This is a genomic window from Paenibacillus oleatilyticus, from assembly GCF_018998565.1.
GTDB classification, from domain to species: Bacteria; Bacillota; Bacilli; order Paenibacillales; family NBRC-103111; genus Paenibacillus_G; species Paenibacillus_G oleatilyticus.
Genome location: NZ_JAHNZO010000005.1, coordinates 13,511 through 33,547 on the forward strand (window position 1 = coordinate 13,511; position 20,037 = coordinate 33,547).

The 20,037-nt window shown below is 60.3% G+C and carries 11 protein-coding genes; 7 read left to right on the forward strand and 4 right to left on the reverse strand.

The genetic code is table 11. The annotated features are described in order from the left end of the window. The first annotated feature begins 153 nt into the window (after positions 1-153). The 4 genes from KQX66_RS07870 to KQX66_RS07885 all read left to right on the forward strand — a co-directional run bounded on the left by KQX66_RS07870 (position 154) and on the right by KQX66_RS07885 (position 8,005). On the forward strand, positions 154-1,473 hold the full coding sequence (locus tag KQX66_RS07870) for a glycoside hydrolase family 125 protein (protein WP_216791766.1): 1,320 nt from the start codon (positions 154-156) through the stop codon (positions 1,471-1,473). Then, positions 1,470-4,583, forward strand: coding sequence for an alpha-amylase family protein (locus KQX66_RS07875; protein ID WP_216791768.1), 3,114 nt, complete (start codon positions 1,470-1,472; stop codon positions 4,581-4,583). The genes KQX66_RS07870 and KQX66_RS07875 overlap by 4 nt, the downstream gene beginning before the upstream one ends. Before the next feature lie 24 nt (positions 4,584-4,607). Continuing rightward, positions 4,608-7,343 carry an alpha-mannosidase gene (locus tag KQX66_RS07880; protein WP_216791770.1) on the forward strand — a complete coding sequence of 912 codons (2,736 nt, stop codon included), beginning with the start codon at positions 4,608-4,610 and terminating at the stop codon, positions 7,341-7,343. A gap of 140 nt (positions 7,344-7,483) precedes the next feature. Further along, on the forward strand, positions 7,484-8,005 hold the full coding sequence (locus tag KQX66_RS07885; protein WP_216791772.1) for an RNA polymerase sigma factor: 522 nt from the start codon (positions 7,484-7,486) through the stop codon (positions 8,003-8,005). A 66-nt stretch (positions 8,006-8,071) separates the two neighbouring features. Here KQX66_RS07885 and pqqE read toward each other — a convergent pair whose 3' ends face one another. From pqqE to pqqB, 4 genes are read right to left on the reverse strand one after another with little or no spacing between them, the layout of a single operon-like run. Continuing rightward, on the reverse strand, positions 8,072-9,160 hold the full coding sequence (gene pqqE, locus KQX66_RS07890; RefSeq protein WP_216791775.1) for a pyrroloquinoline quinone biosynthesis protein PqqE: 1,089 nt from the start codon (positions 9,158-9,160) through the stop codon (positions 8,072-8,074). After that, positions 9,151-9,426, reverse strand: coding sequence for a pyrroloquinoline quinone biosynthesis peptide chaperone PqqD (gene pqqD / locus KQX66_RS07895; RefSeq protein ID WP_216791777.1), 276 nt, complete (start codon positions 9,424-9,426; stop codon positions 9,151-9,153). Before pqqD ends, pqqE begins: the two co-directional genes overlap by 10 nt. Beyond that, positions 9,423-10,130, reverse strand: a complete 708-nt coding sequence (gene pqqC / locus KQX66_RS07900; protein ID WP_253957010.1) for a pyrroloquinoline-quinone synthase PqqC — start codon at positions 10,128-10,130, stop codon at positions 9,423-9,425. The genes pqqD and pqqC overlap by 4 nt, the downstream gene beginning before the upstream one ends. Positions 10,131-10,132: 2 nt before the next feature. Further along, the gene (gene pqqB, locus KQX66_RS07905) at positions 10,133-11,053 is read right to left on the reverse strand and encodes a pyrroloquinoline quinone biosynthesis protein PqqB (RefSeq protein ID WP_216791780.1); all 921 of its coding nucleotides are present in this window, start codon (positions 11,051-11,053) and stop codon (positions 10,133-10,135) included. A gap of 433 nt (positions 11,054-11,486) precedes the next feature. Here pqqB and KQX66_RS07910 point away from each other — a divergent pair, with 433 nt between their 5' ends. The 3 genes from KQX66_RS07910 (at position 11,487) to KQX66_RS07920 (ending at position 19,776) form a co-directional block, all read left to right on the forward strand. Continuing rightward, the gene (locus KQX66_RS07910; protein ID WP_216791782.1) at positions 11,487-11,942 is read left to right on the forward strand and encodes a GNAT family N-acetyltransferase; all 456 of its coding nucleotides are present in this window, start codon (positions 11,487-11,489) and stop codon (positions 11,940-11,942) included. Positions 11,943-12,200: 258 nt separating this feature from the next. Next, positions 12,201-17,324 carry a polysaccharide lyase family 8 super-sandwich domain-containing protein gene (locus KQX66_RS07915; protein ID WP_216791785.1) on the forward strand — a complete coding sequence of 1,708 codons (5,124 nt, stop codon included), beginning with the start codon at positions 12,201-12,203 and terminating at the stop codon, positions 17,322-17,324. Between the two features lie 133 nt (positions 17,325-17,457). Next, positions 17,458-19,776, forward strand: a complete 2,319-nt coding sequence (locus KQX66_RS07920; RefSeq protein WP_216791787.1) for an AraC family transcriptional regulator — start codon at positions 17,458-17,460, stop codon at positions 19,774-19,776. The last annotated feature ends 261 nt before the right edge of the window (positions 19,777-20,037 follow it).

Sequence of the window (20,037 nt, forward strand, 5' to 3'; positions counted from 1 at the left end):
ATATTTCCCGCGGACAAAGGCGAACGCTATCGCTCCTCCAGTGGATACCCCACCGCGTGCTACTGCAGCTGTGCGAGTACCCGAAAACCAAAAAAACAAAAACTTCCTTTCTCCTTCGGTGAGTAGTAGAAAAAATGGAGGTTGACGGACGAGATGGAACAATTCAGATTACCTAAAATTCCGATCCCTGCGATGGAGCTGCCGCGGGCGGTGCAGGACGTGCTGGCGGAAGCGGAGGTCAAGCTGGCTCATCGTCCCAAGCTGCTGCAATTGTTTAAAAATTGCTTCCCGAACACGCTGGCGACGACGACGAAACGGATGGAAGACGGAACGACGTTCATTATTACCGGCGATATTCCGGCGATGTGGCTGCGCGATTCCGTAGAGCAAGTGATTCATTACGTGCCGCTGGCGAAGAACGACCCGGACCTGCAGCAACTGATCGCCGGACTGATTAAACGGCACATTCAATATATCCATATCGATCCGTATGCCAACGCCTTCAACGAATCAGCGAACGACTGGCACTGGAATACGACGGACGAGACCGAAATGTCCCCGTGGGTGTGGGAGCGCAAGTTTGAGCTCGATTCGATCTGCTTCTCGATGCGTTTGGCTTACAAGTACTGGAAGGAAACGGAACGGACGGACATTTTCGATACGAACTTCAAGTCCGCGATGCGCAAAACGGTCGACCTGTGGAAAACGGAGCAGCGCCACTTCGAGCTGTCGCCGTACCGCTTCATGCGCAATAACGACGTGCCGACGGATTCGCTGCGCAACAACGGCCTGGGCATGCCGGTGAATTACACGGGGATGATCTGGTCGGGCTTCCGTCCGAGCGATGACGCTTGCGATTTCCACTACAACATTCCGTCGAACATGTTCGCGGTCGTGACGCTGCGGCAGATGCGCGAGATGGCCGAATGGGTGTTCCGCGATCTGGCGTTTGTCGACGAGTTGAAGAAGCTGGAAGCGGATGTCGATCACGGCATTCAGCTGTACGGCATTTATCGCCATCCGGAGTTCGGCCCGATTTACGCTTACGAAACGGACGGCTTCGGCAACTACTGCCTGATGGACGACGCCGGGACTCCGGGACTCATGTCGATTCCGTATATCGGCTATACGACACCGGACGATCCGATTTATCAAAATACGAGACGGTTTGCCCTGAGCAAGCAAAATCCGTTCTATTATGAGGGCAAAGTAGCGAAAGGCATTGGCAGCCCACACACGCCGCCGGATTATATTTGGCACATGGCGCTGTCGATGCAGGGGCTGACGGCGGTGACGAAAGAGGAGAAGCTGGAAATGCTCGCGATGCTGGAGGCGACGGACGCGGATACCGGCTTTATGCATGAAGGCTTCCATGCGGACGACCCGACGATCTTCACGCGCAGCTGGTTTGCATGGTCCAACAGCTTGTTCTCGCTGCTTGTATACGAAGCGATGAAGGATGGGATTGTATGACGCGGCCAATCGTCATTTTCTACGATCCGGGCTTTCCGCTCGGCGAAGGGATGCAGGTCGATGCTGGACAATTGCAGGGCGTGGGGCAGGTCGTCCCGGCGGACCGCTTGGCGGAGGCGCTGAGCTCCGCCGAGGGCGGCTGCTTCGTCAACCTGCATGCGCCGTATTTTCCGAAAGCCGCTTGGCCCGCGATTCTCGGCTTTCTCCGGCAGGGCGGCGGGCTCATTAGCGCCGGAGGCGCGCCGTTCAAGCGTCCGGTCCGGGCGGAGAACGGAGGCTGGCATGTGGAAGCCGAGCAAACGGCTTACCATCAGCAGCTCCATATTCATGAGGTGCTGCGGGTCGATGCGGCTCCAGTAGAGAAGCTGGCAGCCACAACCAACATTCCGCTGCTGGCCGGCAAGGAAGCGCTGCTTACGATAGCGGACACGTGGAATCTGGTGCCGCATGTGACGAAGAGCAGCGATTTGCCGCATCAGATGGGCTCTGCTGGACCGATGGACACGCATATATATCCGCTGCTGAAAGGCATCTCGGCCGAAGGCCGGGAGGTGGCTGCACCGGTCGTGCTCTGGGAGCAAACGAAGGGCCCCTTCACCGGAGGCCGCTGGCTGTTCGTCCATCTGCCGCTGACCGCGGCATTCTGGAACGAGGGCGGGGCCGAAGCGCTGAAGGAATGGGCCGCGTTTTGCGCCAAAGGCGTGACCGAGCTGTGGATCAAGCCGAATTACGCTTCGTACGAGCCGGGCGAGCGGGCGATGCTTACGCTGCAAACGCAGCGGATCGGGCAGGGGACCGGATCGGGCGACGGGGCTTGGAAATTCTCGGTTTCCCTGGAGCACGAGGCAGGGCAAGTCTCCTGGAAGCACCGCTTTGAGGCGGACGTCACGGAGGAGCTGAATATTCACCGCATTTCTGTCCCGCTTGAAATCCAGAGCGGCTTTTACCATATCGTCTGTCAGGCGCAAGCGCCGGACGGCGAGACGCGCATCCTGCGGCAGGGCTTCTGGGGCATGGACGCCAAGCTGCTGGCCACAGGCACGCCGGTCAGTTGCGGCCGGGACTATTTCGTCAAGGACGGACGGCCGCTGCCGGTCGTCGGGATGACATACATGACATCGGACGTGGCGCGCAAGTTTTTATTCCTGCCGAATGCGGCCGTATGGGACCGCGACATGGCACAGATGAGGAAAGCCGGGATCAACTGGATTCGGACCGGCATTTGGACGGCGTACCGCAACATCATGCAGGTCGACGGGCACGCTTCCGAAGAGGTGCTGCGTTCGATCGACGCCTTCCTGCTCACGGCAAAGAAGCATGATTTGCAGATCACCTTCACGTTCTTTTCGTTCACGCCGGAGCCTTGGGAGGGCCTCAACCCTTACCTCGACCCGCGCAGCGTGGAAGCGCAGAAACGGTTCGTGCGTTCGATCGTCTCGCGGCATAAGGATACGAAGCATGTCGACTGGGATTTGATCAACGAGCCGTCGATGTTCGACCCGCCGCAGATTTTCTCCGACGGCCCGCGGTCGTGCCGCGATCCGTTCGAGCTGGCGGCTTACCGCGAATGGCTGAAGCAGCGGCACGGCTCGATCGCGCGGCTGCAAGAGCGCTGGAACATGTCGCCGGTGCAGCTGCCGGATTTTGAAGCGGCGGTACCGCCGGAGCCGGAAGAGATTAACTTCAACGTGCAGGATATGCACCAAGGAAAAAAAGGCACCCGCTGGCTCGACTACGCGCTGTTCTCGATGGAGATGCACAACCGGTGGGCGAAGCAGCTCTACGACGCAATCAAGGACGTCTGCCCCGACCATATGGTCGTCGTCGGACAGGACGAAGCTTTGGGCGCGCAGCGGCCGTCGCCGTTTTTCTACGCGGAGGCGTCGGATTACACGACCGTTCACTCGTGGTGGCTGAACGATCATCTGGTCTGGGACGGCATCTTTGCGAAGACGCCGGATAAGCCAAATCTCGTGCAGGAGACCGGCATCATGTACGTGGAGACGCCGGACGGACGGGCGAAGCGCTCGGAGACGGAGCTGCGCAGCATCCTGGAGCGCAAATACGCTTATGCTTTCTCGACGGGCGGCGCGGGGGCGGTTCATTGGATTTGGAACACCAATTTCTATATGGACAATGCCAACGAATCGCACATCGGGGCGCTGCGGGCGGACGGAACGGAGAAGCCGGAGGCGGACGTTTCCTATGATTTCGGCCGTTTTATGGAAGAAATCCGGGATTTGTTCCAAGGCCGCAAGCTGGAAGAGGTCGCCGTCGTCTTCCCGTATTCCAACGACTTTTCCAACCGGAAATTGGCGTTCGATGCGACGACCCGTCTGACGCGTATGCTGTCCTACGAGCTGAAAGTTCCTTTCCGCGGAGTCGGGGAATACCATCTGGATTCACTCGCCGAAGTACCGGCGAAGCTGATCATCCTGCCGAGCGCACATAATATAGATAGCGAAGCGTTTGCGAAATTGATCGCCATTGTACGGGCTACCGGAGCGACGCTGCTCGTCACCGGTCCTCTCGGACTGGATGCTTACTGGCAGCCGGAAGAGCGTCTTAAGGATGCGGTCGGCTCTTACCGTTCGGCCAACGTGCGGCGCGAAGAAATGCTGGAGCTCGACGGCCGCTTGCTGCCTGTCTCGTTCGGGCAGCGCCGGATCGCCGAGGTGGCGAAGGAAGTTCGAACGGATGAGGCTGCTGAGGCGAAAGCCGACAAGCTGATCGACGTTCCACTCGGTTCGGGGCGGCTCCTCTGGTGCCCGCTGCCGGTCGAATTGAACGAGCGCGCCGAGCCGCTTGCGATGCTGTACCAGCACGCGCTGACGGTGGCGGGCTTCCGCGCGGAGCTGGAATGGCTTCGCGGCGGCGGATTCCCGGGCGTGTACGGACGGAAGCTCGCTTTCCAAGACGGCGCACTGTTCGTCTTCGTGTCCGAATTCGCCTTCGATACCGATGTTGAAGTGAAGGACCCGGTTACGGGCCGTCGGTATTCGTTTGTGCTGGAGAAAGAGCGTTCGGTGCTGTTCGCGGTCGACCGGGAAGGACGCTTGAAGTCCGTGTACCGGCCGAAGGAAGTTCATATCCAAGTGACCGGAGAGTAATCCGGGGAGGAGGCGTCACAAGCCATGAGCAAAAAAAGAACCGCGCATATCATTTCCCATACGCACTGGGACCGGGAATGGTATCTGCCTTATGAAAAGCATCATATGCTGCTGATCCAGCTGATGGACACGCTGCTTCATACGCTTGAGCGCGATCCGGAGTTCAAGAGCTTTTATTTGGACGGCCAGACGATTATTTTGGAGGATTATCTCCAGGTGCGGCCGGAAAAAAAGGAGCAGCTTGAAGCGTACATCCGGGAAGGCCGCATTCATATCGGGCCTTGGTACATTTTGCAGGATGCATTCCTGACGAGCAGCGAAGCGAACCTGCGCAATCTGCAGATCGGGCATCAAGACGCTGCACGGTACGGGACGATCGCCAAGGTCGGCTATTTCCCCGACACGTTCGGCAACATGGGGCAGGCACCGCAAATTTTGCGCCAGGCCGGTATCGACAACGCGATGTTCGGCCGCGGCGTCAAGCCGACGGGCTTCAACAATACCGTGTCCGATTCGGACTACGAATCGTCGTTCTCCGAGCTGCTCTGGGAAGGCCCGGACGGCTCGCGGGTGCTTGGCATTTTGTTCGCGAACTGGTACTGCAACGGGATGGAGGTTCCGACGAACGAGAAGGAAGCGAAGGAATACTGGGAGCGGAAGCTGGCGGATGCCGAGAAATACGCTTCCACCGGGGAGCTGCTGTTCATGAACGGATGCGACCACCAGCCAATCCAGCAGGACTTGTCCGAGGCGATCCGCACGGCGCGGAAGCTGTTCCCGGACACCGACTTTGTCCACTCGAACGTGGCGGATTATTTGCAGGCCGTGAACCGGTCTTTGGACCGGGAGCTGTCCGTGGTGAAAGGCGAGCTGCGCAGCCAGCGCACGGACGGATGGTCGACGCTGGTCAATACCGCGTCCGCCCGCGTTTACTTGAAGCAGATGAACCAGCGGGGGCAGGCGCTGCTGGAGAAAGTGGCCGAGCCGCTGGCGTCCTTCGCACACTTGCTGGGTAAAGAGTATCCGCACCATTTGTTCACGTACGCTTGGAAAACGTTGATGCAGAACCACCCGCACGACAGCATCTGCGGCTGCAGCGTAGACGAGGTGCACCGCGAGATGGTGACCCGTTTCGACAAAAGCCGCCATGTGGCCGAGACGATCGTCGACGACAGCAAGCGCGTCATCGCTGAAGCCGTCGATACGTCCGTCTTCGCCCGCATGGGCGCGGAGGCGCGTCCGCTCGTCGTCTTCAATACGACGGGCTGGGAGCGGACCGGAGTCGTCACCGTGGAGCTGGACGCGGAGCGCTTGTATTTCCGCGACGGCTTCCCGCTGGACGAGATGAGCCGCCGCATGCAGGCGCTGGACGTTTCCGGCCGCACGCTGGTCGATGCGGAAGGCCGCGCCGTACCGTTCACGATGCAGGATCTGGGCCTGCAGTTCGGATACGACCTGCCGGACGACAAGTTCCGTCAGCCGTATATGTGCCGCAGGGTGAGCCTCACCTTCGAGGCGCAGAACGTGCCTGCGCTCGGTGTCGCCGCGTACGCGTGGCTCAAATCGGCCGATACGGCTTCGTCTCCGGCAGCCGATGCCGCTTCGCTGCTGAACGGCGACCGGGTGATGGAGAATGCCCTGCTTCGCGTCGAGATCGCGGAGGACGGCTCCCTCGCCGTGACGGACAAGCAAACGGGCCGCACGTTCCGCGATTTGGGCGTGTACGAGAACACCGGCGATATCGGCAATGAGTACATGTATAAGCAGCCGAACGGCGAGACGACGCTGACGACGAAAGGGCTGAAGGCGGACATCCGCGTCGTCGAGGATACGCCGTACCGTGCGACGGTGGAAATCGTGCACGAATGGTCGGTTCCGGCATCGGGCGATGCCGTGTTCGAGCAGGAGAAGCGGGAGCTGGTCTATTTCCCGCACCGCCAAGGGCAGCGCGTCAAGGATATGGTGCCGCTCACGATCCGCACGCAGGTCAGTTTGAGCCGCAGCGGACGGGGTGTCGAGCTGCAGGCGTCCTTCAACAACCAGGCGAAGGATCACCGGCTGCGCGCGCTCTTCCCGACCGACGTGGAGACGGCGGTACACCGCGCGGATTCGATCTTCGAGATTGCGACGCGGGACAACGAACCGGCGGCGGAGTGGGAAAATCCGAGCAATGCGCAGCATCAGCAAGCGTTCGTCGATGTGAGCGGAGCAGGGGCGGGCCTCACGATCGCCAACCTCGGACTTCAGGAGTACGAAGTGCTGCGGGACGGACGCAATACGATTGCCGTCACGCTGCTTAGATCCGTCAGCGAGCTTGGCGATTGGGGCTTGTTCCCGACGCCGGAGGCGCAATGTCTCGGCGAGCAAACGGTTCGGCTGGAGATTATTCCGCATAGCGGCGACGGCTCGGCTTCGGGCGCTTTTGCCGAGGCGTACCTATTCCAGATTCCATGGACGGTTTGCCAAACCGGCGTGCACGGCGGTCCGATCGCTTCGGGCTATGCCCCGTACCGCTGGGAAGGCGGCGCGCTTGCGTTCTCGTCCATGAAAGTGAACGAGGCTTCCGGCGATCTCATGCTGAGATGGTTCAACATGGAGGCGGCCGGAACGGAGCTGGGGCTGCATTCGGCCCGCGGCGCGGAATCGGTCTACAAAAGCAACGTCTTGGAAGAAGCGGGAGCGCTCGTTTCGGAGGGTCCGAGCCTGTCTCTGCCGGTCGGTCCTTACGAGATTGTTACGCTGGGCGTTAAGCGCAAATAAGATATATGCTGCAGGGCAGTCTAAACCCCGAGAATCGGGGTTTAGGCTGCTTTTTTTGTGTCTGCTTTTCCAAAAAAGACACTTGAAGTACACATCGCGTTCTTATAATGGAAGAGATGATGAGAACGGAGGCAAAAAGCATGAATCCACAGCAATACCGACCGGCTTCTGCAGACGGCCAAGAACAGCTTCAACCATTCCGCAGCTTCGTCGAATCGCTGCACGAACCGATCTACCGGCTTGCGTACCGGCTGCTCCAAGACCGCGAGCTTGCGGCGCAGGAAGTGGAGCGTGCGTTCGTCGAGGTATTTCGTAGACATACAGAGGAAGGGTTTTCGCGGACGACCGGTTCGATGAGGACGACTGCCTACCGGGTACTTATTCACCGGTGCAAGATGGCGAAAGCTGCGGGCAAACGCAGGCTGAAGCCGCGCAAGCTCAGCCCCCGTACGATTCTCGAAGCCGTTGATGCGCTGCCGGATGAGGTGAGGCTGATCGTCTCGCTGAAGTACGAATGCCAGCTATCCTATGAAGAGATCGGGGAAATTCTGGAGATGTCCCCGGAGCGTGTAAAAAAAGGCGTTTGGCGCAGCAGGGAACGGTTAAGCGAATGGATGGAGGAGCCCCGCTCCCCTTTGAGCTTCGGGGTAATTATGCATTAATCCAAGACCTTGGGACAGTAAAGCTTCCGTACAGGTCTTGGATTTATTTTTTTCTGCGGGACGATTTCAGCCCCGGTAAACGTAAGAAGGCGGCGCTTCGACAGAAGTCGCAGCTTCGTTGACCCTGGCAACAGCGTCCGAGATCAAGCTGTGGTGAGGCGACTGACGGCATACCGGGTCCGTCTGCCGGGCATCGCCGGTGAGCAGGTAGGCTTGGCAGCGGCAGCCGCCGAAGTCCTCGAAGCGGCGGTCGCAGCTGCGGCACGGCTCCGGCATCCAATCCGTGCCGCGAAAGGCGTTCAGCGCGGCGGATTCGGACCAGATCGAAGCGAGGCTCCGGTCCCGGACCGAATCGAACGTGAGCGTCTCGATGCTCGAAGCGGCAGGGCAGGGCAGCACTTTGCCGCTCGGAGACACGGTGAGCGAGATTCGGCCCCAGCCTCCCATACAAGGCTTCGGGAACTCGGCGTAATAATCGGGGACGACCCAGATCAGCTCCATCCGCTTGCCGATCCGCTTCTTTAGTTCGTCAAAAGAGGCTTCGGCCGTCTTGAGCTGCTCCTTCGTCGGCATGAGCGTTTCCCGGTTGACGAGTGCCCAGCCGTAATACTGGGTGTTGGCCAGCTCCAGCCGTGACGCCCCCCAGGAGAGGCAAAGCTCGACGATCGCCTCCAGCTCCCCGATATTGTGCCGGTGCAGAACGACATTCATATTCAAAGGAAGGCCTGCGGCCCGGATGAGCGCGGCAGCTTGCCGTTTCTTGTCGAACGCCTTGAAGCCGGCGATATGGTCGGACAGGCCGGGGCTCGCCGCTTGAAGGCTGAGCTGCAGGCTGTCGACCCCGGCTTCCGCCAACCGGCGGAGCCGTGCTTCGGTCAGCCCAACGCCGCTTGTGATCAGGTTCACGAATAGGCCGAGCGAACGCGCCCGTTCGATGAGCAGCTCGGTGTCGGCCCTCAGCAGCGGCTCCCCGCCCGTCAGGTGCAGCTGGACGACGCCCAGCCCGGCGGCTTCTTCCAGGACGCGGAGCCATACGTCGGTAGGCAGCTCGTTGTCCCGCCGCTCCAGCTCCTGCGGATTGGAGCAGTACGGGCAGCGGAGGGGACAGCGGTGAGTCAGTTCGGCGGTTAGCGCATACGGCAAGCTTAGATCCATCGTTCCACCCAGCCTTCCTCTACGGCCTCCGTTAAAAATTCAGTAATGTCGTTCTGCAGACCGGTTTGCCCGTACTTCGCTTCCAGCTCGCGCGCCAGCTCCCCGACGGTTCGCCGCCCGTCGCACAGCCGCAAAATCGCTCCGGCGGTCTCATTCAATTGAACGACACGCTCCGGGAGCAGCAGCAGCTCCTGCTTGCGCAGCGCGTCGAATTTCAGGCGGGCGGGGGGACGAATGGCCGGCCGTTCCTGCAGCCCCCAGCTCATGCGCGGCTCTCCGCATCCGGGTAAGCGAGCTGCAGGGCATCAAGGAGCGACCACAGCACGTCGCACTTGAACGAGAGCGCGGCGACCGCCCGTTCCTGATCGCGGCGGGTGCGGCATTCGCGCAGCACGAGCTCCAGCCCGTGATCGGCGTCGCGCGGCGCTTGGTGGAGCCGGGTGTGGAAATAGTCGAGCCCCTGCGGACGTATCCACGGATACAGCTCCTCGAAGACGACGATACGCCGGGAGACGAGCGTCGGCGCGAACAGCTCCGTCAGGGAGGAAGCGACGGCCTCGGGCCACGGCTTCAGCCGGCAGAAGTTGACATATGCGTCGACGGCGAAGCGGACGGCAGGGAGCACGAGCCGCTCGCTGAGCAGGTCCTCGCGGGAGATATCGACGGCTTCCCCAAGGCGAATCCACGCTTCGATACCGCCTTCGTCCCCCTCGCGGCCATCGTGGTCGATGATACGCTGCAGCCAGCGGCGCCGGTCCTCCCGGGTAGGCAGCTTGGCCAGGATGAGCGCGTCTTTGACCGGGATGTTTTGCTGATAATAAAACCGGTTGGCAACCCAGGCCCGAAGCTGCTCCGGGCTGAGCTTTCCCTCGTGCATGCGGATGTGATAGGGATGCTTGTCGTGATACCGCTGCTCGCCGACCCGGCGCAGCCGCATCAAGAACTCGTCGTTCGACCATGGCTCGCTCATCGTCATACCTCCAGCTCCATGCCGTCGTATCCGATTTCGATGCCGAGCGCAAGCAGCGTGTGGCATTCGGACGACGCGGGATTCAGTATCGGATTGGTGTTGTTGATGTGTACATAGATTTTACGCGCCGCGGTCAGGCGGGCAAGCCGATGCAGGCTCCCGTCCGTTCCGTCGATCGGGACATGCCCCATGTCCCAAGCGGCGAGATCCGAGACGCCCAGCCCCTTCAGCTCGTCTGCTTGCCAGAAGGTGCCGTCCAGCAAAATGCAGTCAGCATCCGTCAGCATCCGCTCCAACTCGTCCGACCAGGCTTCGACGCCCGGGGCGTAGACGGCTTTGCCGCCGGTCTGCCGGTCCTCGATCCGGTAGCCGACGACCCAGTCCGGTGTTTCCCCGCCTTCGTTCCCTCCCAAGCAACCGTAAGCATAGCGAGGCGCTTTCGAGCCGAGACAGAATGGGGTAACTTCCAGCCTGCCGCCGAACAGGGCAAAAGGATCATCCGGCGTAATTGCCCGCCAGCGCGCGCCCGCATAAGGCTCCAGCATATGGCGGACGGGAAACGGCCCGGCCAGCGCTTGCATGACCGGACCGGTCGCATAGATGTCCAACTGCCCGCCCTCCCTTAAACTAAGCAGCCCGATCGTATGATCGAGCTCCGCATCGGTCAGCAGCACCCCCGCGATCGGCGTGCTGCGGAGCCCCGGTCCGGGCCGAAGAGAGGGCTGCGATTCGATCTGCTGGCGGATATCCGGCGTAGCGTTGATCAAATACCACGCGGCTCCGTCGCTGCTGACGGCCACGCTGCTTTGCATCCGGGTAAGCGCCTGTCCGTCGCGGGCGCGTGCCAAGCGGCAGTTGGGGCAAGCGCAGTTCCACTGCGGGAAGCCTCCTCCGGCCGCTGTCCCGATAATTTTGAGAAGCATCCGTCGTCCCCCTTATAGAAGGGATGCCGGAATTCTCCGGCAACCCGATTGTTGTGCGCTGCGATTTAAAAGAGCCGTTTATTTCTGGCAGGCATAACCGGTTACTTCGGCGCAGACGTCGATGATTTTAGCTTTTGGCTTGACCCACATCGTCGTTCCCTCCTTCCGTACTCGAATTCCCGGTAAAGTACAATCTGGCTGCAAGCTGCCGTTAACGGCAGGAAAACGGGCGCATCGGACCGGGGGCCATGTCCACAATGTATCCTATTCGAACGTCTGCAGTGATATGTATTTTTATGGAAAAACGACTCAGGTTTTGTTCAAAATTATCCTCTTGGATTGTTTGACTAAACCTGTTTTTTAGCTTGGCCGACCCCGAACCTCTACGTTACGATAAGGGATACCAAACCAAGACGAGAAGGAGATTGTTGAGATGATACAGCAGTTGGACATGACGCAGCCTGCGGTGGCCGAGCAAGTGCTTCGGGTGCAGCTTCCGGCCTACCGTGTCGAAGCGGAGCTGATCGGCTTCGACGGCATTCCCCAGCTCCGGGATACGGTCCAGACGTTGATGCAAGCGGAGGAGACGTTTTACGGCTATGCTGCGGACGGGACATTGGCGGGGGTCATTGCGGTCGAAAAGCAGGAGGACGTGCTGCACATTACCCGGTTGGTCGTGCATCCGGATTATTTTCGAAGAGGCATCGGGAGAAGCTTGGTTCAGTACGCGCTCGAATCCGAACCGGGCATCCGCAAATTTGCCGTGAGCACAGGAGCCAAAAATGGATCGGCCATCTCGTTATACAAGCAATTCGGATTTGCGGAGACCAAAGACGTCGAAGTCGCGCCCGAAGTGTTCATTACCATATTGGAAAAAGAAGTTAATTAATCCGGCTTGCGTCCGGAAATTACGATGCTGTCTAACCCGTCCTTATGGGCCTCATAAGACGGGTTTTTTCGTTTGAAAATGGCTGTCTACGGCGGCGAAAAGCCGGGAACATTTTTTGCCCGGGGGGATTTACAAGAATTGAGCCTTGCCGAGCGGATGGCGTTTCTGTAAGTATAGAGATGCAATAGCGGCCGGAGTCCCGCGCGTTCTGCTTGAACTGGGGGGACGTTTGGCCGAAAGCCGCTGGGAGGGACCGGAATGAAAATGAACATGGTGAAAATTTTGACGATCCTGGCATTAGTGATGCCCGGCTGGTTGGTCTCGACAGGAGGAGGGATCGGGATGGCCGCTACAGGGAGCTTGGTGTTGAACGGCGATTTTGAAACCGTTGTCACGGACAGCTCCGGGAAGTGGACGGGAGGAAAAGCGCCGTCCAACTGGACAGGCGGATTCAAGGTCGGCGGCGGCGCCTTCGCTGTGGACTCAATACAAGCGCACGGCGGTACGAAGGCCCTGAAGCTGTCCGGAAGCGCGACATCGGACCGGGCTTCCGTCACGCAATCGCCGCTCGTCACACCGAATAAAAGCTATAAGCTGTCTTTGTGGATGAAGACGGACAACGTGAACGCCGGAAGCGGCGGCATGTATGTCCGGACGCAGTATCTTTATTATAACGGCTCTACGAACACGAAAATCAGCGACGGCCCGTTAACGCCGAAACTAAAAGGAACCAGCGATTGGCAGCCCTACGATCTATATCTGACGATTCCGTCGAACGTGAACAAAGTCGTGGTGGAGCCGATTTTTGATTTTGCTTCCGGCACCGCTTGGGTGGACGATGTGACGCTTACGGAGTGGACCGGGGCGACCGGTCTTGCCTTGGAGCCAACCGGCGTATCCGTTGAAGTGGGGAAAACCGCGCAGTTGACTCCGGTCGTTACGCCGAGCAGCGCGGCATCTGATGTGACGGTGCTCTGGTCGTCGTCCGACGCTTCGGTCGCTTCCGTATCGGCTGCTGGCTTGGTTACGGGCAACAAGGTAGGCTCCGCTACCATTACCGCTCAGACCGATGACGGCCGTTTGTCGGCGCAATCGATCGTCAGCGTGGAAAGCGCCGAGATGATGCAGGCCTACGATGCGATCCGGTTGAAATGGCTGGACAAGCTGACGGGCGGTACCGGCTATGACCCTGCGGATGCCGACTACGCCTATTTTCTGAACAGTCTGGCTTCCTCCGTCAGCAATGCGGAGCAAACCGGATTTTGGAACAAGCTGAACACGGCGGCGGGACGCACGTATCTCTGGAGCGATCTGGCCAGCGCGACCGTCTCCGCGCAGATGACATCGAATTTCTCCCGCCTAAGAACGATGGCGGTCGCTTATAAGACGCCTTACTCGGCCTTGTACAACAATCCTGCGCTGAAAAAGGATCTTGTCGAGGCAATGGACTGGATGTACGCGAACCGGTACAACGAGAATAAAACGCCGTATGACAACTGGTGGGATTGGGAGATCGGAGCGGCTCAAACCATTAATGATATTCTTGTGCTGCTGTATGACGATCTGAGCCCGGCACAGGTGGAGCAGTACATAAGAGCGATCGACAAGTTTTGCCCGGACCCGGTCTATTCCTCCGTTCTCGGAGTGAAAGGGAAGAAGCAGAACGGCGCGAACCTGCTGGACAAGGCGCTGGTGGTCACGCTTCGCGGCGTGATCGGCAAGAACGGCGCGAAAATCGTACAGGGCCGCGATGCGATCGGCAGCGAGTTCGTTTATACGACGAGCGGCGACGGGGTGTACCGCGACGGCTCGCTGGTGCAGCACACGAACATCGCTTATACCGCAGGGTACGGCGGGGTGTGGCTGAAGGGCGCTGCGGATATGGGCTATATGCTGAACGGCTCGCCCTGGCCGATTACGGACCCGCGGACGAACACCGTATATGATTGGGTGTCGCAAAGCTTCGAGCCGATCATCTATAACGGGCTTGCGCTCGATATGACGAACGGGCGGGGCATTTCCCGGCAAACCGCCGGCTCCGCACGGGGGCTGATGATGACCATCCTGCGCATGTCCGACGGCGCACCGGCGGATAAAGCGGCCGCTTACCGCAGCATGGTCAAGGAATGGATTACGAAGGATCAAATTACGACGAACTATTATCAGGCGTCCTCGTCGATTTATGAAATCAAGCTGCTGAAAGGATTGTTGAACGATCCCAGCGTGCAGCCGCGCGGCGAGCTGGTGAAGAGCCAGATCATGGCGGGCATGGACAAAGTGTTTCATTTCCGTCCCGGCTACCTGTTCGGTGTCAGCCTCTTCTCCGACCGGATCTCCTCGTTCGAGAAGGGCAACGGCGAGAACCTGAAGGGCTGGTTTACGGGCGTAGGCATGACCTATTTGTACAATGACGATCAGACGCAGTACCGCAATGATTTTTGGCCGACGGTGGACTCGTTCCGACTGCCGGGCACAACGACGGACGGCTCCGGCAAAACGATGACGGCGACCGATTGGGCGAGCTATCCCAACACCCAAACGTGGGTGGGCGGCTCTACGCTGGACGGTCTGTACAGCGCGGTCGGCATGGACTTCACGCTTAAGAAGCTCACTGGCAGCGATCTGCAGGGCAAAAAGTCTTGGTTCCTGCTCGACGACGAAATCGTCGCGCTTGGCGCGGGCATCACCTCTACGGGCAGCAATCCCGTTGAGACCATCGCCGACAACCGGAAGCTCACGGACGGGAACGACAACATTCTGACGATCGACGGCGGTGTCGTGCCGAAGGAGACCACCGATCTCAATCGGACGGTTCAATGGGCGCATCTGACCGGGAATGTTCCGGGGACGGATATCGGGTATTATTTCCCGAGCGGCGCAAATGTGGCTGTGAAGCGGGAAGCGCGCACCGGAGCATGGAAGGACATCAATACGGGGTTCAGCGCGACGCCGATCACCCGCAATTATTTGAGTCTGGCTATTCCGCACGGTGTCAAACCGGTGAACGCGGACTACGCTTACGTCGTGCTGCCGAACCGGAATGCGTCGGCAGTCCAAAGCTACAGCGCGCAGCCGCCGGTGTTCATTCTCGCGAACAACGCTCAAGTGCAGGCGGTGCGAAAGCCGTCGCTCGGGATCACGGCGGCGAATTTCTGGCAGGCCGGGACGGTCGATTCGTTGACGGCGCGAAATCCGGTATCCGCGATGGTGAAGGAGCGGAATGGAGAGATTACGCTCTCCGTCTCCGATCCGACGCAGAAGCAAGCATCGGTGACCGTCGAGCTGAACCGCGGCCCGCTGGTGCCGGTAAGCCAGGACAGCACGGTGCAGGTCGTTCAGACGACGCCTAAACTGATCGTACAGATCAACGTGGCCGGTTCGGCAGGGGCGACGCACACGATCAAGCTCCGCGACCCGCTCGTTCCGCACTGGGAGGGCGGCGTGCTGCAGGCCGCTAACGTCTCCGAAACCGGCGTATCTCTCGCCTGGTCCGGGGCGGTGACGAGCTCGGTAACCGATGCGACATACCGCATCTATCAGAACGGCGCCCCGATCGCCAGCGTCAGCGGCAGCACTTACGGGTATGACGTGCGCCAATTGGCGCCGGGCACGACTTACACGTTCGCCGTCCAAGTGGCGGATGCGGGCGGACGCGTCAGCACAGACGGTCCGAGCGTCACAGTAACGACTTTGCGTACGGAGCGGCCGGATACGGCCGCTCCTACTTGGCCGCCCGGCAGTACGCTGACCGCGGCGGAAGCGAACCGCGGCGAAGTCACGCTCGCTTGGACGCCTGCCGCCGATGACAACGGCGTAGCCGGATACCGCGTTGGCTGGGGCGGCGGTCAATCCGCTACCGTGGCCGGCAGCGTGTATTCGACCGTGGTCCGGGGCTTGGCCCCGAACACGGCGTATACGTTCCGCGTCGAGGCGGTGGACGGCGCGGGCAATTGGAGCGTCGGAGGACCTAGCGTGACGGTGACTACGGCGGGCATGGTGCCCGAGAAGCCGGGTCCCGGCCCGGACCCGGGACCGAAGCCTGAGCCCGGCCCAACGCCTGGTCCTGGCCCGCTGCCTGGACCAGACCCTGGCCCCGGACCGTCGCCGAAGCCTGATTCGAGCTCTGACTCGGATTCCGGCTCGGACTCGGGCTCGTCAACACCTGAGGCTTCGCCGAGTTCCTCTCCGCAGCCAGGAGCATCCGGGTCTGCAGCGTCTGGATCGAACGAGCCGTCCAAAAATTCCGGGACGGTCGTCGTGAAGGAAGAGGAGCTGCGGCAGGCAGCGAATGGCAAAGTGACGCTGCGTATGGACGAAACGGCAGTCGAACTGGCGCTCCCGGCGCAAGCGGCCTCCTTGCTGCGGAACAATCCGCTGGAAGTGGAAATCGGCAAGGCAGCGCTCACGATTCCAGCCGCGCTGCTGGAACAAGTGAGCGCCAACCTGCCTTCGGATACGGCGGACGCGCGGATCGTGCTGCGTCTGCGTCCGGCGGCAGAGCAAGCGCTCGCGCCGAATGCGGCCAAGCCCGACCCGTCGTCGGAGCTGCGCTTGGCAGGGGCGGTGTATGAGCTGCAAATCGGCGCGGTTGCGCCAAACAAGCCGGCCTTCCGTCCGGAGAAGTTCTCCGCGCCGGTCATGCTGAAGCTGCCTTACGATGCGGCCCGGACAGCCGATCCGGACCGGCTGGGCATTTATGCGTATAACGAAACGTCGAAGACATGGGATTTTGTCGGGGCGAAGATCGATAAAGCGGCGGGGACGGTGTCGGCCGCCGTTACGACCTACCGCACGTTCGCCGTACTGGATTACGACAAATCGTTCGCGGATGTGCCGGAGGATCATTGGGCGCACCGCACGCTGAAGGTCATGGCGTCCAAGCATATCGTCAGCGGCGTGACGGAACGCGAATTCAACCCCCAAGGAGCGACGACGCGTGCGGAATTTGCCGCCATGCTCGTTCGCGCCCTTGGACTGAAAGCAAGCCCGTCGGGGACGTCTTTCCACGATGTGGACCCGAAAGCGTGGTATGCGGACGCGATTGCAACTGTCCATGAAGCGGGAGTAGTCGACGGGGTGACGGGCACGTCGTTTGCCCCGGGCGAACCGATCACCCGGGAGCAAATGGCCGTCATGCTGATGCGGGCTTACGCCTCCCAGGGGGGGAAGACGGCAGCGCCGGACGCGCAGCGGCTTGCGGCCTACCGCGACGCCGGACAAATCTCCGCTTGGGCAGAGGATGCGGTGCGGCAGGCGGTTGAGCTCGGCTTCCTGCAAGGGCAGGCGGAAGACCGGCTTGCTCCGCAGGTTCACGCGGTACGCGCCGAAGTCGCTCAAGTGCTGCTGCACATGATCACGGCAGCAGACCCGCAGGGGGAATAGTTTGCCAGACAAATCATAGAAAACCAGCTTCGCGGGCGCGCCGTGTCCTTTTGACCGGTGCGCCTGTGGTCTTGCCAAACGGGCGGACGACGCATTAGACTAGACTGGAGAAAGCGAGGGGGAGTCACACACCATGAAACGCACCTATTTCCGCATACGGAACCCGTTTGCTTCGTTTCGCAAGTCGATGCTGCGACGCATGCTTGCCGTATCGCTTTTTGCCTCGATCTTCCCCGTCATCTTCGTCGGGTTCTCCAGTTATTGGTTTTCGTCGTCCGCGATCCGCAAGGAAGTGGACCAAGCCAACGCCCGCGTCTTAAACCATGCTTCGTATTCCATTGATACGGCGCTGCAGCGGGTCCGCAGCAATGCGCTTCAGATGCTGCTCGGTTCGTTTTTCAACGGCAACCTGACGGAGCAGAAATGGGCGAACTACGCCGGATTTTACTCCAATTTATTCCAAAATTTATCTTCTCTTCAAAATAGCAACGCCGAAATTAGCCGCATTGTCATGTATATTGCCGAAGACGACTATCTGGTGTCGCCGGATCAAGGCGGGCATAAGGTAGCCGGAGAGGAGGACCGCCGGCAGCTGCAAGGCCTGCTTGCTTCCCGCGAAGCGATGTACTGGAGCCACGATACGTTCCGGTTTATGGGGGACGCCCCCGGCGGGCAGGCGGGCGTGACGCTCGTGTGTCAGGTGCCGTTTCAAGCCGCGGAGCCGATCGGGCTGCTGCTTCTGCAGCTGAACCCGTCGTTCCTTCAGGAAAATATGACGCGGTTTTCCGCTTACCCGGGCGAGCTGTCGTTTATCTTGAACGAGGAGGGCCGGGAGGTCGTCTCGTCCGCCGGGCAGCCCGCACCTCAGGGGTTGTATGAGCAGGTGGGAGAGCATCCCGGACGCGCCTTCTCCTTCGCGTGGGAAGGGCGTGATTATTTGGTCACCGCCCTCCACTCTTCGTTCAACGGCTGGACGTACCTCGATATGGTGCCTTTGGAGGAGCTGAACGCCAAATCCCGCGGCATCGCCGTCATCACCGTGGCCATCGTGCTGGTGTTTTTGCTGCTGGGCGCAGCGGCGACGGCCTGGAGCACGAAGCGGCTGTACCGGCCGATCGAGCATCTGGTTTCGCTGGTGCGCGGGAACCGGGACGAGGAGCTGCTGGCCGACGAGATCGGCTACGTGCAGAGCCGGTGGGCGGAGCTGAATCAGGCGACAACCCGCCTGCAGACGCAGCTCAACCGGCAGCTGCCGGCCATTCGCGAGGCGTTCGCGCTGCAGTGGCTGCAGGGGCATTACGCGCATTATACGTCAGAGCAGCTTCCGGTTCTGTTCGAACGGTACGCCGTGCCTTATCAGCACATGCACGCCGTTTTTGCGCTCGCTTACGATCAGTCGCCGGACGGCAGCAGCCGCTTCCGGGAAAGCGACAAGGAATTGATCGTATTTACGATGAAAAATATCGCGCAGGACGTACTCGCGCAGCAGGGCGCAAGCGGCATGGTCGTGAACCTGCTGAACGATCAGATTGCCGTCTGGCTCTGGGAAGACACCGCGGACCCTGCGGCATGGTTCGCGCAGGTGCAGGAATTGGCCGCAGGACTGCGTACCGTACTGGCCGACTACTTGAAGCTGCCGGTCACGGCAGGGCTTGGGGACGGACCGGGGGCGACGGGCGGCATGCCAAGGCTGTTCGCGCAAGCGGTGATGGCGATCCGCTCCCGGTTCTGGGCCGGGACCGGTCAAGTCATCCGCAGCGGGGACGGAGACATCGGCGAAGCGAAGTCCTACCCGTACCCGTTCGAGATCGAAGCGGGGCTGGAGCAGGCGCTGCGCAACGGCGATGCCGCGGAAGCGGAACTGCAGCTTGAGCAGTTCGCCGCCTATGCGCAGGAGACGCTGCGGGAGACGGAGCGGATTCGGACCGCCTATTACCAGCTCCTCACCGCCGCGCTGCGGGTCGTCTTCCTGCTCAATCTGTCGCTTAAGGACGGCGACGGCACCGGCGACGAAACCGACCTGTACGTACAGATTAAGAACGTGCATTCGATCCAGGAGCTGAACGACTGGTTCCGGGAGCGGCTGATCCGTCCGATTGCCCGGAAGGTGCAGCAAAGGCACCATCAGGAATATGAGCGGACGTTCGAGACCGCCATCGCTTATATCGAGGCGAATCATCATATCGATTTGTCGCTGGATCAGGTCGCCGAGCGCTGTGGACTCAGCCCGCCATATTTCAGCAAGCTGTTCAAGCGGATCGTGGGCGTGTCGTTCATCGAATATTTGACGGCCTACCGCATCGACCGCGCCAAGACGCTGCTGCAGACGACCGGCCTGTCCGTCGCCGAAGTGGCGGAGAGCGTCGGCTACCAGCCGAAAAATTTCATCCGCGTATTCAAAAAACAAACCGGGCAAACGCCCGGTCAGTTCCGCGAGACGGGTTCGGCGTAAGGCCGGACCCGTCAGGCTGTTGAGAAAGTGGTCAACAGAGATAATAGAGGTTACGATGGGGTGGGGTATCCGCTTCCGACCGCTCTTGTCCTCGGGAAATTTGATTGAAAGCCGCTTAATAGCGGACATTTCCCGAAGACAAAGGCGGCCGCTATCGCTTCTCCAGTGGATACCCCACCTCCGTACGCATCCCTATTTTTGTAGACGACCACTTTCTCAACAAGCTCACGGGTTCGGCGTAAGGCCGGACCCGTTTTATTT